This window comes from Paenibacillus sp. FSL H7-0714 (assembly GCF_038003765.1).
Lineage (GTDB): Bacteria > Bacillota > Bacilli > Paenibacillales > Paenibacillaceae > Paenibacillus_AQ.
In genome coordinates this window covers 5,299,598-5,316,890 of record NZ_JBBOPT010000001.1, presented here as the reverse complement: position 1 = coordinate 5,316,890, position 17,293 = coordinate 5,299,598, and the positions used below count along the sequence as shown (strand labels likewise).

The following is a 17,293-nucleotide window of genomic DNA, read 5'->3' as shown; positions in this document are numbered from 1 at the left end:
ATGGGGCCTGTCATCCGTGTTTAGAAAGCATCAATCACTTCGAATGAAACTTGTCTGGTCTTCAATGATTTGCGTACTGATCCCGCTAGTCTGCATTTACATGGTTACAGATTATTTAACCCGGGATCTGATTCTGGAGAAGGCCGTTGGCAGCGCAAGAGAATCTCTCAATGCGTCCAGTGCCAATATGAATGCCATTTTTGAACAAACGCTGGAGCAGTCCAATTTTGTACTTCAGAACAGCGAAATCAGGCAGATGATGTCTGCTGTTCCAGAGTCGCTCCATTCAGCGAAAGAGATCATCCAGTATAACCGTATGTCGCGGATGCTGGATGATATGTTCGTTCTTTCAGAGTATTTGAAAGTGACACTGATCGGTAAGAATGGATTTATTTATACGAGTTATCCTTATAGCGACTTTAATCCGAAAACCTTTTACAGCGAGCGTTGGATGTCACTATTGAAACAAACTCAGCCGATTTCGACTTTCTGGAGAGCGGAGCACGACACCTACTACAACTATTCTGATAAGGGCTCAGCCAATTGGGTAACTATTGCGAGACCTATACAATCGACCTCCAGCAGCACGATCGGATATATGATTATCAACATCAATGAGCGTAAACTCCGCCCTTATCTGAACAATGACAATGGCAAAGAGATGATGCTTTTGGATGACAAGGGAACTGTAGTCTCACATGCTGATCCAGCCCGAATTGGTGAAACAATGACGTGGTGGAAAAAGGAAGGTCGGCTTGATACTGTCGAGATCAGTGGGGAGAAATTTTTGTATGTTGACCAGGAGCTGAGCAGCAACAGATGGCAGATGGTGAGCATTATCCCTATGAAGGCGGCATTGTCAAAGAATAAACAGATTTTATTTATCAGCTTAGCCGTGCAAATTCTATTCTTTACCTTCTTTTCCGTTCTCTTAACCGTTCTAATCTCTAAGCTGACTCAGCCCATCGTGAAATTAAGTGCTTTTGTAAAGCGAATAGGTCGTGGTCAACTGGATGAACGTTCGTTAATCCGTGGGAATAATGAGGCGGCTCAACTGGCCCGTACCATCGACCAAATGCTAGATCGAATCGAGTCCATGATTGAACAAATCACCTATGAGCAAACAGGAAAGAGAAAAGCTGAACTGGAAATGCTGCAGGCACAGATCAATCCGCACTTTATGTTTAATCTGTTGAATTCGATCCGGTTAAATATTCTGATGCAAGGAGACAAGGAGAACGCCGAGTTGATTGGTTCGTTGTCGTCTTTGCTCCGTATGACCTTTAACAGAGACAATGAGTTTATCCCGCTTCGTGAGGAGACAGATACGATATCTCATTATGTGACTTTGATGAATTTTCGTCATGCCAATCAGGTCAGGCTGGAAATGAATTTAGCAGACGGAACTGCTGAAGCACTGGTGCCTCGGTTTATGATTCAGCCTATGATCGAGAATGCCATCATCCATGGTTTCGAGCAGTTTGGTGGTGAGATCTTTATTGAAGCTCGTATTATTGCAACTACAGGAACCTTGGTTATCACCATTAAGGATAATGGTATCGGAATGTCACAGGAGAATTTAAAAAGACTTCGTGAAACCGCATACAGTAGTGAGCAAATTGCAGAAGAGGACAGAAAAGGATTCTCCGGCATAGGCTTACGTAATGTGGCCCAACGCCTCAGTATGATTTATGGTGCTTCATTTAAGTTGAATATATCAAGCGAACCTGATGTGGGTACGGAGATTTGTTTGGAGTTTCCACTGAACTACGGAAAGGTGGGTATAGAGAATGCTGACGGCAATTTTGGTGGATGATGACTATCCGGTTATCCGTTATTTGTCGCAGGCCGTGTCATGGAGTGAGCTCGGGATTGAACTCACCGGATGTTATTATAGCGGTCTTGAGGCTTGGGAAAAAGCACGGCAGAATCCACCGGATCTGATTATCACCGATATTGGCATGCCTAAGATGAACGGACTGGAGATGCTTGAGAAATTCAGAGCGATGAAGCCCGGAATTCGTGCGATTATTCTGTCCTGCCACAACGAGTTCAAATACGCTCAGCAGGCGCTGAAATTAAACGTAGGAGAATATATTTTAAAAGAATCACTGAATATCGAGCAGCTGGAACATGCACTCAGAACACTTGTGAAGGAAGTGGGTCTGAACAGGCAGCAGCATACCGAGATGCAGGTATATAAGCAAAAGCAATCACAAAACCGTGCTGCGCTAAAAGAAAAGTTTCTAAAAGATACGTTATACCAATCTTGGGACAAGGTAGCTTGGATCGAGCAAGCCCGGTCAAACGGAATTATGATCCATGCCAAGACCTACATTCCAATGCTTATAGTGATTGACCGTCCAGAGGAAGCCTCACGGGTGCGGCGTATGAGTGAATATACGATTTCTTTTGCCGTCGAGAATATTATGCAGGAAGTGCTTGAGGCTGATCACAGTTTATTTATTTCGAGATACAGCCATAAGGAGATTGTTATTCTTTTCTGCAGCGATCAGTCTTCCAGAGACCACCAAGCGATCTATCATTCCATTCAAAATGCAGCCTCTGCAGTACAGAAATATCTCAAGCTGTCTGTCTCCTGCATATTTGGTGCTGAGGCGCGCAGTCCTGAGGAAATTCGCGGAACACTGCAGCGGATGCTAAAGGAGAAGATCCAGCGGTTTTATTTTCCGGCGGCGGGCATTCACCGTTTTGAAGAGATTAGCTTTTCGCGGGATGATATTTATGCCGAATATGGAAGTCTGTACGCTGTTATTAATGATGATATTGCCTTGAATAGGGAAACAGAGCTTCGTGTTCATGTAAAGGAATGGCGAGAATGGGTGGCAACGCAAAAGTTTCATCCAAATGAAGTTAAGGAATGTGTTCTCCGGTTGCTGATGGACTTGCAATTGAAGACGAAACAGCTGCTGCAGTCTCCATTGCCTATGGCCGAAGAAAAGCTGTTTAGCGTGGTGAGTGACATTGATACCCTCGAGCATTTGGAAGAGTGGCTAGTTCAGTACTTGGAAGAATTAGCGCGGAAAATAAGTATATTCTCTATTAAGTCCAAACGGAGCGAAGTTATTAAAGCCCAGCAGTTCGTGATCAGTCATGTAACGGAGAAAATAACGCTGGAGGACATGGCTGGACGCCTGAACTTGAATGCCAGCTATTTCAGCCGCTTGTTCAAACGGGAAACAAACCAGAATTTCATCGAATATGTAAATATGCTAAAGCTTCAGAAGGCAAAAGAGCTGCTTAATCAGTCTGGAAAGACTGTGGAAGAGATCTCCGAGTATCTGGGATATGCCAACAAAAGTTATTTTATCAAGCTGTTTAAACGGGAAATGGGCATGAGGCCCAGTGAATATGCGGCTTGGCATTGAGTAAGGATTGGAGGAACCATTACTGTGGAACTGAAGGGTACTAAAAATGAATTACAAATGTTCTTAAATGACTTATATGCTCCGCTGGAGAGTCGATTTACTTCTGGATGTGCAGGAATCGATATGGGAGCTACAGGATCAATATACAATGAAGCTACCGCTCTGATGGAAGCCTTCGCTCGTCCGTTATGGGGGCTTGTTCCCCATGCCAGCGGGGGAGGGGAGAGTGCGCTTTGGCCGAAGTTCCTCGAGGGGATCGTCAATGGGACTGACCCTGAACATGAAGAATACTGGGGTGAATTCTCAACCAAAGACCAGCGTATGGTGGAACAAGCTGTGCTGGGACTGGGGCTTGCTCTTGCGCCGCATAAGCTGTGGGAGCCGCTGAGTGATGTTCAGAAAATGCAGGTATATAACTGGTTGAACCAGATCAATCATGTGGATCGTTCGAACCCGAATAACTGGCTGATGTTCACGGTTCTTGTGAATGTGGGCTTTAAGAAAGTCGGATTGCCCTACGATCAAGAGATAATGAATCATTATTTGGAGAAGATTGATACCTATTACTTGAGTGATGGCTGGTATTCCGACGGGCTGACCGATCAGAGAGACTATTATATTGCTTTTGCTATGCATTATTATACGCTGATATATGCTAAATTGATGGCGGATGATGATCCTCAGAGGGCTGCAGTTTACCGGGAAAGATCCGCGCAATTTGCCAAAGATTTTATGTATTGGTTTGCTGAGGACGGAAGTGCGATTCCTTTCGGACGTAGTCTGACCTATCGTTTTGCGCAGGTCTCTTTCTGGAGTGCGCTGGTGTATGCCGAGGTCCTTCCTTTTTCATATGGCGTTCTCAAAGGAATTATAATGCGTCATTTTCGTTGGTGGTTTGAGAAGCCTATTATGGGAATAGACGGATTACTAAGTATCGGATATGCTTACCCGAATCTGGTAATGACGGAGAACTACAATGCCCCCGGATCACCGTATTGGGCCTTTAAAGCTATGCTTATTCTTGCCTTGCCGGACGATCATCCTTTTTGGCAAGCGGAAGAAGAACCACTGCCTGTATTGAAAGAGATGTTACCACTCGAAGAGGCACGTATGCTGGTGAGTCGTCCGGAAGGAAATAAGCATGTTATTGCCTATACCTCTGGTCAGATGGCTAACTTTGATATGGCCCATAGCGCAGCTAAATATTCCAAGTTTGCTTACTCCACGCTGTTCGGATTCAGTGTGCCGAAGGCGGGTTATGGCTTAGTTCAAGGCGCTTACGACTCTACGTTAGCATTGTGTGAATGCGATGAACATTACCGGGTACGCAGATTCTGCGAGACGTGGGAAATTGGAGAGAATTATGTATATTCACGCTGGCATCCCTGGAGCGATGTACATGTGAAGACATGGATTATTCCAGCGGGTCTGTGGCATGTCCGTATTCACAGCATTCACAGCGCCCGGTGTCTCGACGTAGCGGAGGGTGGATTTGCCATTGGCCAGTCTGCTGGCTTCTCACGCAGTGATCGGGAAACCATTCATGTATCTAACACTGCTGTCTCGGTGCAATTGCCCTGGGGAATCAGTGCCATACATATGCTAAGCGGTTTTGACCGGGGAGAATGCGTGCTACCCGAACCGAATACTAATCTGCTGAAGCCTCGGACGTTTCTTCCGAGCTTGATCTCCAGACTGGAGCCGGGAGATCAGGTACTGATATCTGCTGTCTTTGGAGCAACGAATACTCCGGAGAATCAGGAGAGTCTGTCATCACCGCCGATTATTCAGTGGCAGTCAGACGGAAGGATTGCTGTATACGATCCTAGTAACGATGCACTTTTGCATACTGTTGATTTATTGGAAAGGAGCAACAAAGATGTGGACTAAGGCCATTGAGGATGCGATTCACAAAATTGGGAGTAACATTACTAACCATCCAGGCAAAGTGCCCCATATCGCCGAGGGGCAACAGTACGAATGGGGAGACAATGATGATTGGATAGAGGGATTCTATGTGGGCATGATGTGGCTTGCCTACGAATATGGTAAAGATTCATTCTTTAAGGAGGCGGCAGCCTCATGGCTAGGGGACTTCAAGCATCGTTTGGATCAGCACATCGCTTTAGATCATCATGATATTGGCTTTTTGTATTCACTAACTGCAGTAGCGGAGTGGAAAATAACAGGCAGTGAAGCGGCGCGGGCTGTCGGTCTGCAGGCTGCAGATACGTTGTGTAAACGCTGGCGTGAAACAGCTGGAATCCTCCAGGCTTGGGGTCTAGAGAGTGATCCTGAGAACGGGGGGCGTATCATTATTGACTGTTTGATGAATTTGCCTCTGCTGTTCTGGGCTGCGGAGGAAACGGGGGACAATCGCTACTATGATATAGCCCTTCAGCATGCGTTAAAGAGCCGAAAATTTCTTGTGCGCGGGGATGATTCCTCTTATCATACTTTTTACTTTGATCCGGCTACGGGGAGTGCGATTCGTGGAGGAACTCATCAAGGGTATGAGGATGGTTCGACCTGGACTCGTGGTCAAGCCTGGGGAATATACGGTTTTGCGCTGGCGTATCGCTATACGCAGAATGAGGATTTTCTTATTACTTCTAAAAGCCTGGCTCATTATTTTATAAGCCATCTTCCGGAGGATAGTGTGGCTTATTGGGATTTCGATGTGCCTGTGGAAGCGGGGACCCCTCGTGACAGCTCAGCTTCTGCGATCGCGGCTTCCGGCCTCTTGGAACTGCTGGACATTCTGGACGCAGATGACCCGGACCGGGCTATTTATGAAGAGGCACTACTCCGCAGCATGAAATCTCTGGTGGAACATTATGCGACATCTGGAGATCCAGAGGCGGAGGGACTTCTAAAGCATGGCTCCTATCATGTCAGAGGCGGACGCGTGCCTGATGGCCATATGATTTGGGGAGATTATTATTATTTAGAAGCGCTGATCCGCATGCAGACCGGAATCCGAGGATATTGGTAGTAGGATGAATGGAACAACGGTCCATTCACGTAGTGACCACAACGAGCGTCAACATACATCCTAATCTGAAAGTAAAGGGAGAGTTCCACAGCCATTTCATGGCTTGTGGGACTCTCCCTTTTTGTGATGTGCGTGTATTTATTCTCCATACAACATTCCTGTCTATATGAACTGATTATGTATTTGGATGTTGTGTGGATTCCCGAATGATCAGATGGGTAGGAAGGAGAATTTCTATAAAAGGCTCCTCGGGATGATCAATGCGCCAGAAGAGTTGTTCTATAGCTTTTCGTCCAAAGTAAGACAAATCTACATCCATCGTTGTAGTCAAAGGAGTTGTTATCCGTGATAACTGTCCATTATCAAAGCTCACAATAGATACATCTTGGGGGATCTGATACCCAAGCTTGTACATCACGGAATTGATCAAGAACCCAAAGCCGTCATTGACACAGAACCAAGCCGTAGGCTGCTTATCCAACTTTTGTACAGCGTTGAACACATCATCCATTTCTTCAATGGCACGATCGAACACCCATATTGGGTTGTATTCAATTGCAGATTGGTATAGAGCCAGGCGATAACCTTCTAAACGCTCGTAATAGCTTGGTGAGAATTGAATATTGCCGATGAAGCCAATACGGGTATGTCCCAATTCAATTAAATGCTGCACCGCTGTATAAGCGGCATAACGATTATTGGTGAGAATACTATCGGCCTTAAGATCAGGGTGATGGTGATCAATTAACACGGTGGGAATCCCTGTGCCCGTCACTGCTTGAATATATGGGGTCGTAATATGGGACAGAATCAAGATTCCTTCTACGGAAGGATCAAATAATATAGGAGGCAGAATCAATTGTTCGGAAGCGTGATGATCAATAGATTGAATAACCATACGCTTATTTCGCTTCGCTGCTTCCTTCTCGATACTCAAATAAATTTCTCCAAAAAAGTTACGTTTGGAAAATGCAAATTCTGATGCCAAAATGACAAAGGTTCCAGCTTCTTCTTCTGTGCTTTTGCGCCCTCGCGAATAGGTGTAACCCATTTCATTCGCAGTATCGATAATTAACTGTCTCGTTTCCTCACTCACACCGTCTTTACCGGACAGAGCCTGAGAAACAGAGTTCTTCGATATATTCAATCGATCGGCGATATCTTGCATTGTTACCTTCACCTTCATGCGAAGATACGTCCTTTCTAATTAGAAGTGTAATGAATATTCTTCCATACTGTCTCTCATAATACTAAAGATTATGCTGTAAAACTACATTACAACTATAAATTATTTTAACATTACAATCCATTTAAGTAAAGTTAATTTGTAATGTGATTAATTGTGTCTTTTTCATTAATACTCGAATAACAGGTTGACATTTTCGCTAAAAACTATAATAATAGCAATTGTAACGCTTACAAAGTCGCTTACAGGTATATATTCATCTAATTTTGTAACGTTACAAAATTATATCGAGGAATTACAAAATGCTGCACTGATGTGCATCGATACTCAGGGAGGGTTTATTTTATGAAGAAGAAGCTTTCAGTAATGCTTGCACTTACGCTTGTATTCACGATTCTTGCCGGTTGTGGATCAAAGAGCAGTAATTCAGGCACTTCAGCAGATGGAGTAACAACTATTGAGTTCTGGGCTGCACCTAACCCGACTCAACAAGCATATTGGCAGAAAATCGCCAAAGAGTACGAGACTGTTAACCCTAAGGTGAAAATTAACGTAAGTGCGATCAAGGAGTCCCCTACTTCTGAGGCAAGTATCCAAGCCGCAATCGCGGGTGGAAGCGCTCCGACGATGACTGAGAATATTAGCCGTGGTTTTGCAGCACAACTTGCGAACAGTAAAGCGTTAGTTCCTTTGGATACAATAGCAGGCTTCGATGATATTGTGACAAAACGTAATATGTCCAAAACGATTGAGCCTTGGGAATTTGCGGATGGTCATCAATATGTTCTTCCAATCTACTCGAATGCGATGATGTTCGGATGGAGAACGGATATCTTGAAAGAAGCTGGTGTGAACGAAATTCCGAGAACATACAGTGAAGTGATTGAGGCAACGAAAAAATTAAAAGCAAAATACCCGGATAAATATCTTTGGGCGAAACCAGACTTAGCAGATCCTACATCATGGAAAAGATGGTTCGACTTCTTTATGTTGTACAATGCAGCATCTGATGGTAACAAATTCATTGAGGGTAGCCAATTTGTTGGCGATGAAAAAGCTGGTGTAGACGTACTTTCTTACGTGGACAATCTTCGTAAGGAGAAAGGGCTCTTGACTCAGAACGTAACGGAACCTTTCGAAAATGGCGTGGGTGTATTTACGGATGTCGGTCCTTGGACATTTAACATGTGGGCTGAGAAATATCCGGAACTTGAGTACAAAAAGAACTTTGAAGTCACATTGCCTCCTGTTCCGGACGGTATGGATCCAGCAAATGCGAAAACTTTTGCGGATGCTAAAGGAATTGTTATCTACGCATCGGCAAGCCCAGAGCAACAGGCTGCTGCAATAGAATTCATCAAGTGGGTATACTCGGATGTTCAAAACGATGTTGCCTTTTTCCAAGAAACGAACTTGCCTCCAGCACGTGATGATGTAGGTACGAATGAAGCATTTAAACCTGTATTTGAAAAAACGCCTGTATTGCAAGAGTATGCAAAAGCAATCCCGAATGCTGTTCCATCCATGGACAATCCAAAATTCAACGAATTGCAAACCTTTATTGGTCAAGAGGCCTTTAACAAAATCGTTCGTGGTGAGATTGATCCAAAAACGGGTTGGGACAATATGAAGAAGGCGATTGAAGGGGAACTTCAATAATGATTGAAAAAAATAATAATCGGTTAGGCTGGCTTTTTGCCAGCCCTTACCTTATTTTTTCGACTGTGTTTTTCTTGGGCCCGCTTATTTGGTCTCTATATTTGTCTTTTACTAACTGGGACTTGATTTCACCAACTTATGATTTTGTAGGATTCAAGAACTTTACCAAAGCATTAGGCACACCAGGGGTAAGATCGGCATTTTGGGTAACGTACAAATTTATGATCGTATTTGTACCGATTGTCACAGCCATGTCGCTTTTTGTAGCGGTAATTGTAAAAGGCTTACCTAAATTAAAAACCGTATTTCTTATTGGATTCTTCTTGCCTTACCTATCCTCAGGGGTTGTTGCATCCCTTATTGTTAAAGGTTTTTTGTCACATACAAGTCCTGTTCAGACGTTTCTAAGGGATCGGTTAGGTCTTGATATTGACTGGCTCGGCGGATCTTTCTCGGCATTGTTCGTCGTTGCGATGATTATGGCTTGGAAATTTACAGGTTACTATGCGTTAATTCTTACTTCAGGTTTAGAAAGCATTGATCAGGAAGTATATGAAGCAGCGGCAATTGATGGCGTGAAGGACAGCCAAAGGTTCTGGAGAATTACGTTGCCTTTGCTTTACCCTGCGATTTATACAACCTTAATTTTATCCTTTGGTGCAACATTCGGTATCTTTACTGAGGTCTACCAATTAACAGGCGGCGGACCGAACTATGCAACGAATACATGGCAAATGGAAATATACAGTCAAGCATTTAAGAACCTGCAGGCAGGTTACGCATCAGCTATCGCGATTATGGCTGCGGTTGCGACATTTATATCTATATTCGTAATCCGAAAAATTCTGGAAATGTGGGGTAAGCGCAATGGTTGGGTCTAATTCAAACATCAAGCTCCGGCTGTCGATCCGCTATCTGATTGCGATCGTACTGCTCGTGATTATGGTATTCCCCTATTTATATATGGTATTGAACTCACTTGCAGATTGGTCACAGGTAGACCGGAAGCTGATACCGACGAAATTTACGCTGCGCTCGTATCAATGGCTATTTACAGGTGGTGAGACCGGGATTACAAGACCATGGATTCACGCCTTCTTTAACAGTGTGTTCGTTTCCCTGGTATCTACAGCCTTAATGATGATGTTCGCGATTATGGTCGCTTATGCGTTGGCGAAGCTGAAATTCCGCGGGAGAGACTCTATTAACAACTTTGTGTTGTTTCATATGTTCTTTCCGGCAATCATTCTGATCATCCCTAACTTTTTGATTATTCAAAAAGTAGGACTGTTCGATACGTATTGGGCGCTCATTATTCCCAAGGCGATGAGTTTATGGGGGATCTTCATGTACACCAACTTCTTTAAGGCGGTACCCGACGCTTTCATTGAAGCCGCCAAGCTGGATGGGGCATCCGATTTCAAAATCCTGTATAAGATTATGATGCCGATGTCGAAGTCCATTACGACCGTTGTATTCCTATTCCTGCTAATGGAACGCTGGACAGAGCTCCTATGGGATATGATCGTCGTCCGAAGTGACGGGATGTTAACATTGAACGTTTTATTATCTCAGATGTTCGGTCCGTATCAATCGTATCCGGGTCCGATGTATGCCGGTGCAGTGATGCTCACCTTGCCAATCATTATTTTGTTCATTATTTTCGGCAAGAAGTTCCAGGAAGGCATGCAATTTAACTTGAAATAGGTCTGCACAGGAGGGGTTATCGGTTGGAACAGCCGTGGTGGAAAGGGACGGTATTCTATGAAGTGTATATGCCAAGCTTCTGTGATAGTAACGGGGATGGGATTGGTGATTTCGACGGTCTTACTTCCAAGCTGGATTACTTGCGGGAACTTGGCATCGGGGGGATTTGGCTAACGCCGTTCTATAAGTCTCCAAAAGTAGATAACGGGTATGACATTGCAGATTATTGTCAGATTGATCCAGATTTTGGAACGATGGAAGATTTCGAACGGTTTGTTCAGGAAGCGAAGGCTCGCGGGATCAGAGTGATTGCCGATCTTGTCCTGAATCATACGTCTTCAGAGCATGCATGGTTCAAGGAATCCCGATCTTCAAGGACGAACCCGAAGCGGGATTGGTACATTTGGAAGGACGCTGTGAACGGCGGCGTACCTAATAACTGGGAATCGTTTTTTGGTGGAACCGCGTGGGAATGGGATGCTGCAACAGAACAGTATTACTATCATGGGTTTGCGAAAGAACAGGTCGATTTGAACTGGGCGAATCCCGAAGTTAAAGAAGCGATGAAGGATGTTATGGCTTATTGGCTGGGCAAAGGCGTAAGTGGCTTCCGGTTAGATGTTATCAACTTCTTATCGGTGTCCGATCAATTCCCGGATAACCCGATGGATGAAGTGACGGGTGAGCAGAAGCATGTACATGATCAGAATCAAGATGGAATTAAGGATGCCATCGAGGAAATTAGCAGGTTTGTTCATGCGCATAGCGGAATGTTCATGGTAGGTGAAGTCGGCTCTGAAGATATGGACATGCTGAAGCGTTACAGCGGAACGGGTAAGTTTGATGTGGTCTTTAACTTTAATCTGGGAAGCCAGAAGGAATTTAGTCCAGAGAATTTGTTCGCCGAGCTTAAGACGATGGAGAAGGTGCACCGTGCAGATCAGATTCCAACGTTATTCTTCGGTAGTCATGATATGGACCGCGTAATTTCGCGTTTTGGTGAAGGGGACGCGGAGATTGAGGAAGAACGGGCCCGCCTTATGGCAACGTTGGCCTTGACCGCAAAAGGGGTACCTTTCTTATATTTCGGTGAAGAGATTGGGATGCGGAATTTCGTAGCCCATAAGCTGGAAGATATGCGGGACATCCAAGGATTGAAGGCATATGAAATCGCACTACAGCGAGGGATAACCCGGGCGGAAGCCCTGAAAATTGCGAATGCAAAGGGAAGAGATGCGTCTCGCTCACCAATGCAATGGAACGCAAGTCCACATGGCGGGTTTACGTCAGGAACACCATGGATTGGCATGGGCCCAAATTATCAGCAATTAAACGTGGAGTCCGAATGCAATCAACCGAATTCATTATTACATTATTATAAAAAGCTTCTCCACTTGCGCAATACACAGGATGTATTTCAATTCGGGGATTATGACGTACTGGAACGCAGAGGCAATCTTATTTTATATGTAAGAACATTGAAAGAAACCAATACCAGAGCGCTCGTAGCCTTGAATTACGATAATCAGAGCATACAGATTGATCCTAGTGAGCTGCTGGATGGGCAAGCAACTAATATATTATCAAGCCGCCGAGACATAGTGAGCGGTACAGACTTGGTAACTCTGTTGCCGAATGAAGCCGCAATATGGATGCGTGCGCCGCTATTATTTGACTAGAGAGGAACTTTATTATTATGAAACTGCTCAAGAATGCTGTGAAGACATGTGAACAACTGCTCATGGAATACGCGATGAAAGACGTATCCGTAACCAATACACAGAAATTAACATTCACAGGTGTAGATCATAAAGATGTCTACAATATTACAGCTCCATTCCAAGATGAGGGTGAGTGGGTGATTGCGGGTCGGGTTGAATCCCGTGACAGCGAGCATTCCGATGTCGTTTTTTTTGTCGAACATGATGGACAATGGGTACCCCGTGAAGGAGCGCCTACCCTTGAACTTCAAGATCCTTTTTTCACGAAAATTAATGGCGAATTGATAGTTGGAGGCGTTCAAATTTATCCGCATCCGGTAAAGGCTGATGCCTTAATGTGGCGTACAGTATTCTACCGCGGGAAGAACATCGCGAGCTTAGAACCCTTCTTTAAAGGACCGGATGGCATGAAAGATCTGCGCCTAGTGGATCTGAAAGATAGCATCGGAGTACTGACCCGCCCTCAAGGAGATAAAGGAGGACGCGGTAAAATCGGCTTTACCCGCATTGCATCGTTAGAAGCGTTATCCATTCCATTGATCGAAGAAACACCGTTATTGGATGGACAGTTTGTTGATGAAGAGTGGGGCGGTGCGAATGAAGCACACTTGCTAAAGAACGGACTGCTCGGTGTTCTTGGGCATATCGCATCTTTTGATGATTCGGGCGATCGTCACTATTACCCGATGGTATTCGCTATCGATCCGGCAACAGGTGAGTACTCGGATATTCAATTAATCGCTGTACGCAATCAGTTCTTGCCAGGCGTTGCCAAACGTCCTGATTTGGAGGATGTCGTGTTCAGCGGCGGGCTCGTACGTCATGAGGACGGTACAGCTAATATATATGCAGGAATCAGCGATGCGGAAGCACAACGAGCAACAATCCCTGATCCTTTTGCTCAATTTGAAATTTTATAAGTATGAAATCCATTTGGTTAAGGGAGTTATTACAACATGAAAATCTATCGTTATGAACAAAATCCACTTATTACACCGGCGGACGTTAAGCCGTATCACGATGACTTTGAAGTGATTGGTGCATTTAATGCCGGTATTGCTAGCTATAATGGTGAAATATTAATGTTTCTCCGTGTAGCAGAACGCCCAATTAGCAAGGATCCAAAAATTGTGAAAGCTCCGATTTATAATCCGGAGACCAATGAATTGGATATTTTGGATCTGAATACAGATGATGAGCGCTTCGACTTCTCTGATCCGCGTGTGATTAAGAATAAATCCGCTAGTGCTACATTTCAGTACTTGACTTCATTATCTTATATCCGAATCGCTCGAAGTAAGGATGGACATCATTTTACGGTGGATGAGAAGCCATTTGTGTACCCTTCCAATTCACTGGAGACCTTCGGGGTAGAAGATCCTCGGGTAACCCAAATTGGGGATACCTACTATATTTATTTCTCGGCAGTCTCCCCTGTGGGCGTTGGAGAATCGCTGGTATCAACTAAAGATTTCGTGAATGTAACTCACCACGGCATGATCTTTGGGCCGGATAATAAAGACGTATTGATTTTCCCAGAGAAAATTAACGGCAAATATTATGCATTGCACCGTCCAACAACGAAAAGTACGGGAGATCCGGAAATATGGATCGCAGAATCGGACAACTTATTATATTGGGGTAACCATAAGCATCTGATCGGTTTGCGTGAGGGGATGTGGGATAGCGGCCGGATTGGCGGCGGTGCGGTTCCATTCAAGACCGAGAAAGGCTGGCTGGAGCTGTATCATGGAGCCACGCTGGAACATCGTTATTGCATGGGAGCAGTTTTGTTAGATCTAAATGACCCCTCGAAGGTGATTGCGCGCTCCAATGCTCCTATCATGGAGCCGGAAGCGGATTATGAGAAGAACGGATTCTTCGGCGATGTTGTATTCTCTTGCGGTGCACTCGTGGAAGGCGATGTTGTAAAAATGTATTACGGAGTCGCGGATACATCAATGGCTTGCGCAGAACTTAGTGTACAAGAAATTTTAGATAGCTTGATATACGTATAACAATAAAACGTCAAAACCGAAGTGGTTTTGGCGTTTTAATTTGGGAGAGATGATGAAGAAAATGAACATTAAATTAACTGAAAACTGGAAACTTCGTGATTTTCATGTGGGGGAAGCCCGGGATCTTGAAGTTGCATCGCCAGAGTTTATTGATTATTTCTGGATGACCACCTCAGTGCCCGGTGACATCCATACGACGCTTCGGGAGAAAGGTATTATTGATGATCCTTTCTTTGGCCACCAAGATCAGAAATGCCGTTGGATTGAAGAAAAGGTATGGTGGTATCGTACGGTCTTTTCATACGATTCTGATCTTAAACCTGGTGAGAAGATGGAGCTATTATTCGAAGGGTTAGATACCTATGCAACCGTATATCTCAACGGTGTGGAGCTTGGATCAACAGATAATATGTTCATTAGCCATTCATTTGATGTAACCCGTGAATTAAATAAAGGGAAAAATACGCTTGCCGTAAAATTTGATCCTATTCATGTACACGCAGGCGATAAAGTCCAATATTATTGGTCGGGCTATAGTAAGAAGCGGATTTGGACACGTAAAGCGCAGAGTCATTTTGGCTGGGACTGGGGTCCGCGTCTGGTCTGTGCAGGCATATGGAAAGAGGTACAGTTGATCAAACGGCGTCATGCACATTTAGATCATGTGTTTGCCCGTACAACTTCGATAGAGGGTCAAGTAGGTGTTGTTGATGTGGATTTATGCGCACATGCCTTTGATCGCGGATGTTCGTATACGGCGCGTGTGGAACTATTGGACGGGACGGAGCGTGTTACGGAAGCGAATGTCGCTTTGGACAGAGCTTCAGGGATTGCAGTTGACGGGGCGATTACAGCGCGTACGCTTCATCATTCAGTTACCTTGCAGGTTATGGATCCAAAGTTATGGTGGACCCATGATCTAGGAACGCCTTTCTTATATCATCTACGCGTTACGTTATTTGCTGATGGGAAGCTAATAGATACCTATGAGCAGCCATTTGGGATTCGAAAGATCGAATTGATGCAGCTGGATGAAGAAGGGCGCCATGCTTTCACTTTTGTATTGAACGGCGTAAAAGTTTTTGCTAAAGGTGCTAATTGGATTCCTATTGATAGCTTTATTGCGACCGTGCCAGACAGCCGCTATGCACATCTGCTTCAGATGGCCAAGGATGCCAATATGAATATGATTCGTGCTTGGGGTGGAGGCATTTATGAGCGGGATATTTTCTTTGACGAATGTGATCGGTTAGGAATTTTAATCTGGCAGGACTTCATGTTCGCTTGTGCACTGTATCCAGATTACAATCGTAATTTCATGAATAATGTTCACCGCGAAATTGAGCAGGTCGTAAAACGTCTTCGCAGTCGTACGAGCCTTGCTCTATGGTGTGGGAATAACGAGAATGATTGGTTGTATGAGGCACTGTCCTCTAACGGCGAGATCACACATCCCTTTTATGGAGAAAAAATTTATCATGAGCTCATGCCCGCAGTACTAGAGCAACTCGATCCCACACGAACGTTTTGGCCTAGCTCGCCTTTTGGCGGCAATGATCACAATTCACGTGATGTGGGCGATACCCATAACTGGCAAGTCTGGCATGGGAATAATGAGCCGCGTCAGTTTGGTGAACCGCAGACACAGGATTATAGTGTTGAAGGGATATCGTTCAAACGATTCAAGTCAGACTTCACGAAATTCGCCAGTGAATTCGGGCTGCATGCCGCTTCCAATCGTTACACCTTAGCAAAGAACATGCCGGACAATCAGTTCTATTGGGATAGCGATGAAATGAAGTATCGTAATAAAGATGTCCATTATCCTAAGGGCATTATGCTCATGGAAGGTTATACAGGAGTTCCGAAGGATATCAATGAATATATTCAATTCTCCATGCTGACTCAGGCTGAGGGATTGAGGTATGGCATTGAGCATTACCGCCGTAATAAGCCGGACACAAGCGGGGCTTTATTCTGGCAGTTCAATGATTGCTGGCCGGGAACAAGCTGGTCTGTTATCGATTATTATGGTTTACCAAAGGCGAGCTACCACTATGCGCGTAAATTCTTTGCACCGGTACTCTTATGTGTGGATCATGATCCGAATGGACCGCTGCAGCTATGGGCTCTCAATGATCGCCGCGAAGCTTATCAGGATGAGGCGGAATTAACGATCTATCGGATGGATGGTACAATTGTATATCAGCGTGCATTCGACGTTACCGTTGATTCGAACAGTAAAGTTAATTTTGCCAAGTTAACTGAAGCTGAGGTACTGCAGCAACATAGCGCTGGCGAGGTTGTGGTCGTACTTCGTTCGAAGAAGATGGCGACAGAAGATTATGTACTCTATTTAAGAGACTATAAGGACATGAATTTTCAACCTGCACATATTCAGATCTCTGTGGATGAAGCGAAAGGACATATCCGCTTGATCTCAGATCTTGTGGCACGGATGGTGATGATCGAACTAGATGCACCCTGGGTGATCATGGACGATAATTTCTTTGATCTGATTCCGGGTGAGGAGAAGATGGTTCGTGTTCATCATGTTGATGCCGGGGCACTGCCTTGGGAGACTTTACGTGTAACGGCAATGAATGATGCGGGTTAAC

The 17,293-nt window shown here is 44.6% G+C and carries 12 protein-coding genes; 11 read left to right on the top strand and 1 reads right to left on the bottom strand.

The features are described from left to right. The first annotated feature begins 43 nt into the window (after window positions 1–43). From NST34_RS23810 to NST34_RS23795, 4 genes are read left to right on the top strand one after another with little or no spacing between them, the layout of a single operon-like run. Window positions 44–1,816 (top strand): cache domain-containing sensor histidine kinase, encoded by a 1,773-nt coding sequence (locus NST34_RS23810; protein WP_076300792.1) that lies wholly within the window; start codon window positions 44–46, stop codon window positions 1,814–1,816. Continuing rightward, entirely contained in the window at window positions 1,791–3,389 is a 1,599-nt protein-coding gene (locus tag NST34_RS23805; RefSeq protein ID WP_042190710.1) for a response regulator transcription factor, read from the top strand. The genes NST34_RS23810 and NST34_RS23805 overlap by 26 nt, the downstream gene beginning before the upstream one ends. Window positions 3,390–3,413: 24 nt before the next feature. After that, a complete protein-coding gene (locus NST34_RS23800; protein ID WP_341128881.1) occupies window positions 3,414–5,279 on the top strand; it encodes a DUF2264 domain-containing protein in 1,866 nt (621 codons plus the stop codon). Further along, the gene (locus NST34_RS23795; RefSeq protein WP_341128880.1) at window positions 5,269–6,384 is read left to right on the top strand and encodes a glycoside hydrolase family 88 protein; all 1,116 of its coding nucleotides are present in this window, start codon (window positions 5,269–5,271) and stop codon (window positions 6,382–6,384) included. The genes NST34_RS23800 and NST34_RS23795 overlap by 11 nt, the downstream gene beginning before the upstream one ends. A gap of 175 nt (window positions 6,385–6,559) precedes the next feature. Here NST34_RS23795 and NST34_RS23790 read toward each other — a convergent pair whose 3' ends face one another. Then, on the bottom strand, window positions 6,560–7,570 hold the full coding sequence (locus NST34_RS23790) for a LacI family DNA-binding transcriptional regulator (protein WP_149646679.1): 1,011 nt from the start codon (window positions 7,568–7,570) through the stop codon (window positions 6,560–6,562). Between the two features lie 345 nt (window positions 7,571–7,915). Here NST34_RS23790 and NST34_RS23785 point away from each other — a divergent pair, with 345 nt between their 5' ends. The 7 genes from NST34_RS23785 to NST34_RS23755 all read left to right on the top strand — a co-directional run bounded on the left by NST34_RS23785 (window position 7,916) and on the right by NST34_RS23755 (window position 17,292). Then, window positions 7,916–9,229 carry an ABC transporter substrate-binding protein gene (locus NST34_RS23785; protein ID WP_076300769.1) on the top strand — a complete coding sequence of 438 codons (1,314 nt, stop codon included), beginning with the start codon at window positions 7,916–7,918 and terminating at the stop codon, window positions 9,227–9,229. A 2-nt stretch (window positions 9,230–9,231) separates the two neighbouring features. Next, entirely contained in the window at window positions 9,232–10,110 is an 879-nt protein-coding gene (locus tag NST34_RS23780; protein ID WP_179085781.1) for a carbohydrate ABC transporter permease, read from the top strand. Further along, window positions 10,097–10,936, top strand: a complete 840-nt coding sequence (locus NST34_RS23775) for a carbohydrate ABC transporter permease (RefSeq protein WP_076284699.1) — start codon at window positions 10,097–10,099, stop codon at window positions 10,934–10,936. Before NST34_RS23780 ends, NST34_RS23775 begins: the two co-directional genes overlap by 14 nt. A 23-nt stretch (window positions 10,937–10,959) precedes the next feature. Then, on the top strand, window positions 10,960–12,615 hold the full coding sequence (locus tag NST34_RS23770) for an alpha-glucosidase (RefSeq protein WP_341128879.1): 1,656 nt from the start codon (window positions 10,960–10,962) through the stop codon (window positions 12,613–12,615). A 17-nt stretch (window positions 12,616–12,632) separates the two neighbouring features. Next, the gene (locus NST34_RS23765) at window positions 12,633–13,577 is read left to right on the top strand and encodes an MTP-1 family protein (protein ID WP_445667676.1); all 945 of its coding nucleotides are present in this window, start codon (window positions 12,633–12,635) and stop codon (window positions 13,575–13,577) included. A 36-nt stretch (window positions 13,578–13,613) separates the two neighbouring features. After that, window positions 13,614–14,675 (top strand): BtaManbiosPhlase, encoded by a 1,062-nt coding sequence (locus tag NST34_RS23760; protein WP_042190695.1) that lies wholly within the window; start codon window positions 13,614–13,616, stop codon window positions 14,673–14,675. Window positions 14,676–14,742: 67 nt separating this feature from the next. Further along, window positions 14,743–17,292: a beta-mannosidase gene (locus tag NST34_RS23755; protein ID WP_341129585.1), complete on the top strand. Its 2,550-nt coding sequence runs from the start codon at window positions 14,743–14,745 to the stop codon at window positions 17,290–17,292. Window position 17,293 lies beyond the last annotated feature (1 nt).

Excerpts from the sequence above, each read along its gene's own strand:
- NST34_RS23810 (WP_076300792.1), top strand. The coding sequence starts at position 44 with ATGAAACTTGTCTGGTCTTCAATGATTTGCGTACTGATCCCGCTAGTC.
- NST34_RS23805 (WP_042190710.1), top strand. The coding sequence starts at position 1,791 with ATGCTGACGGCAATTTTGGTGGATGATGACTATCCGGTTATCCGTTAT.
- NST34_RS23795 (WP_341128880.1), top strand. The coding sequence starts at position 5,269 with ATGTGGACTAAGGCCATTGAGGATGCGATTCACAAAATTGGGAGTAAC.
- NST34_RS23790 (WP_149646679.1), bottom strand. The coding sequence starts at position 7,570 with ATGAAGGTGAAGGTAACAATGCAAGATATCGCCGATCGATTGAATATA.
- NST34_RS23785 (WP_076300769.1), top strand. The coding sequence starts at position 7,916 with ATGAAGAAGAAGCTTTCAGTAATGCTTGCACTTACGCTTGTATTCACG.
- NST34_RS23775 (WP_076284699.1), top strand. The coding sequence starts at position 10,097 with ATGGTTGGGTCTAATTCAAACATCAAGCTCCGGCTGTCGATCCGCTAT.
- NST34_RS23765 (WP_445667676.1), top strand. The coding sequence starts at position 12,633 with ATGAAACTGCTCAAGAATGCTGTGAAGACATGTGAACAACTGCTCATG.
- NST34_RS23760 (WP_042190695.1), top strand. The coding sequence starts at position 13,614 with ATGAAAATCTATCGTTATGAACAAAATCCACTTATTACACCGGCGGAC.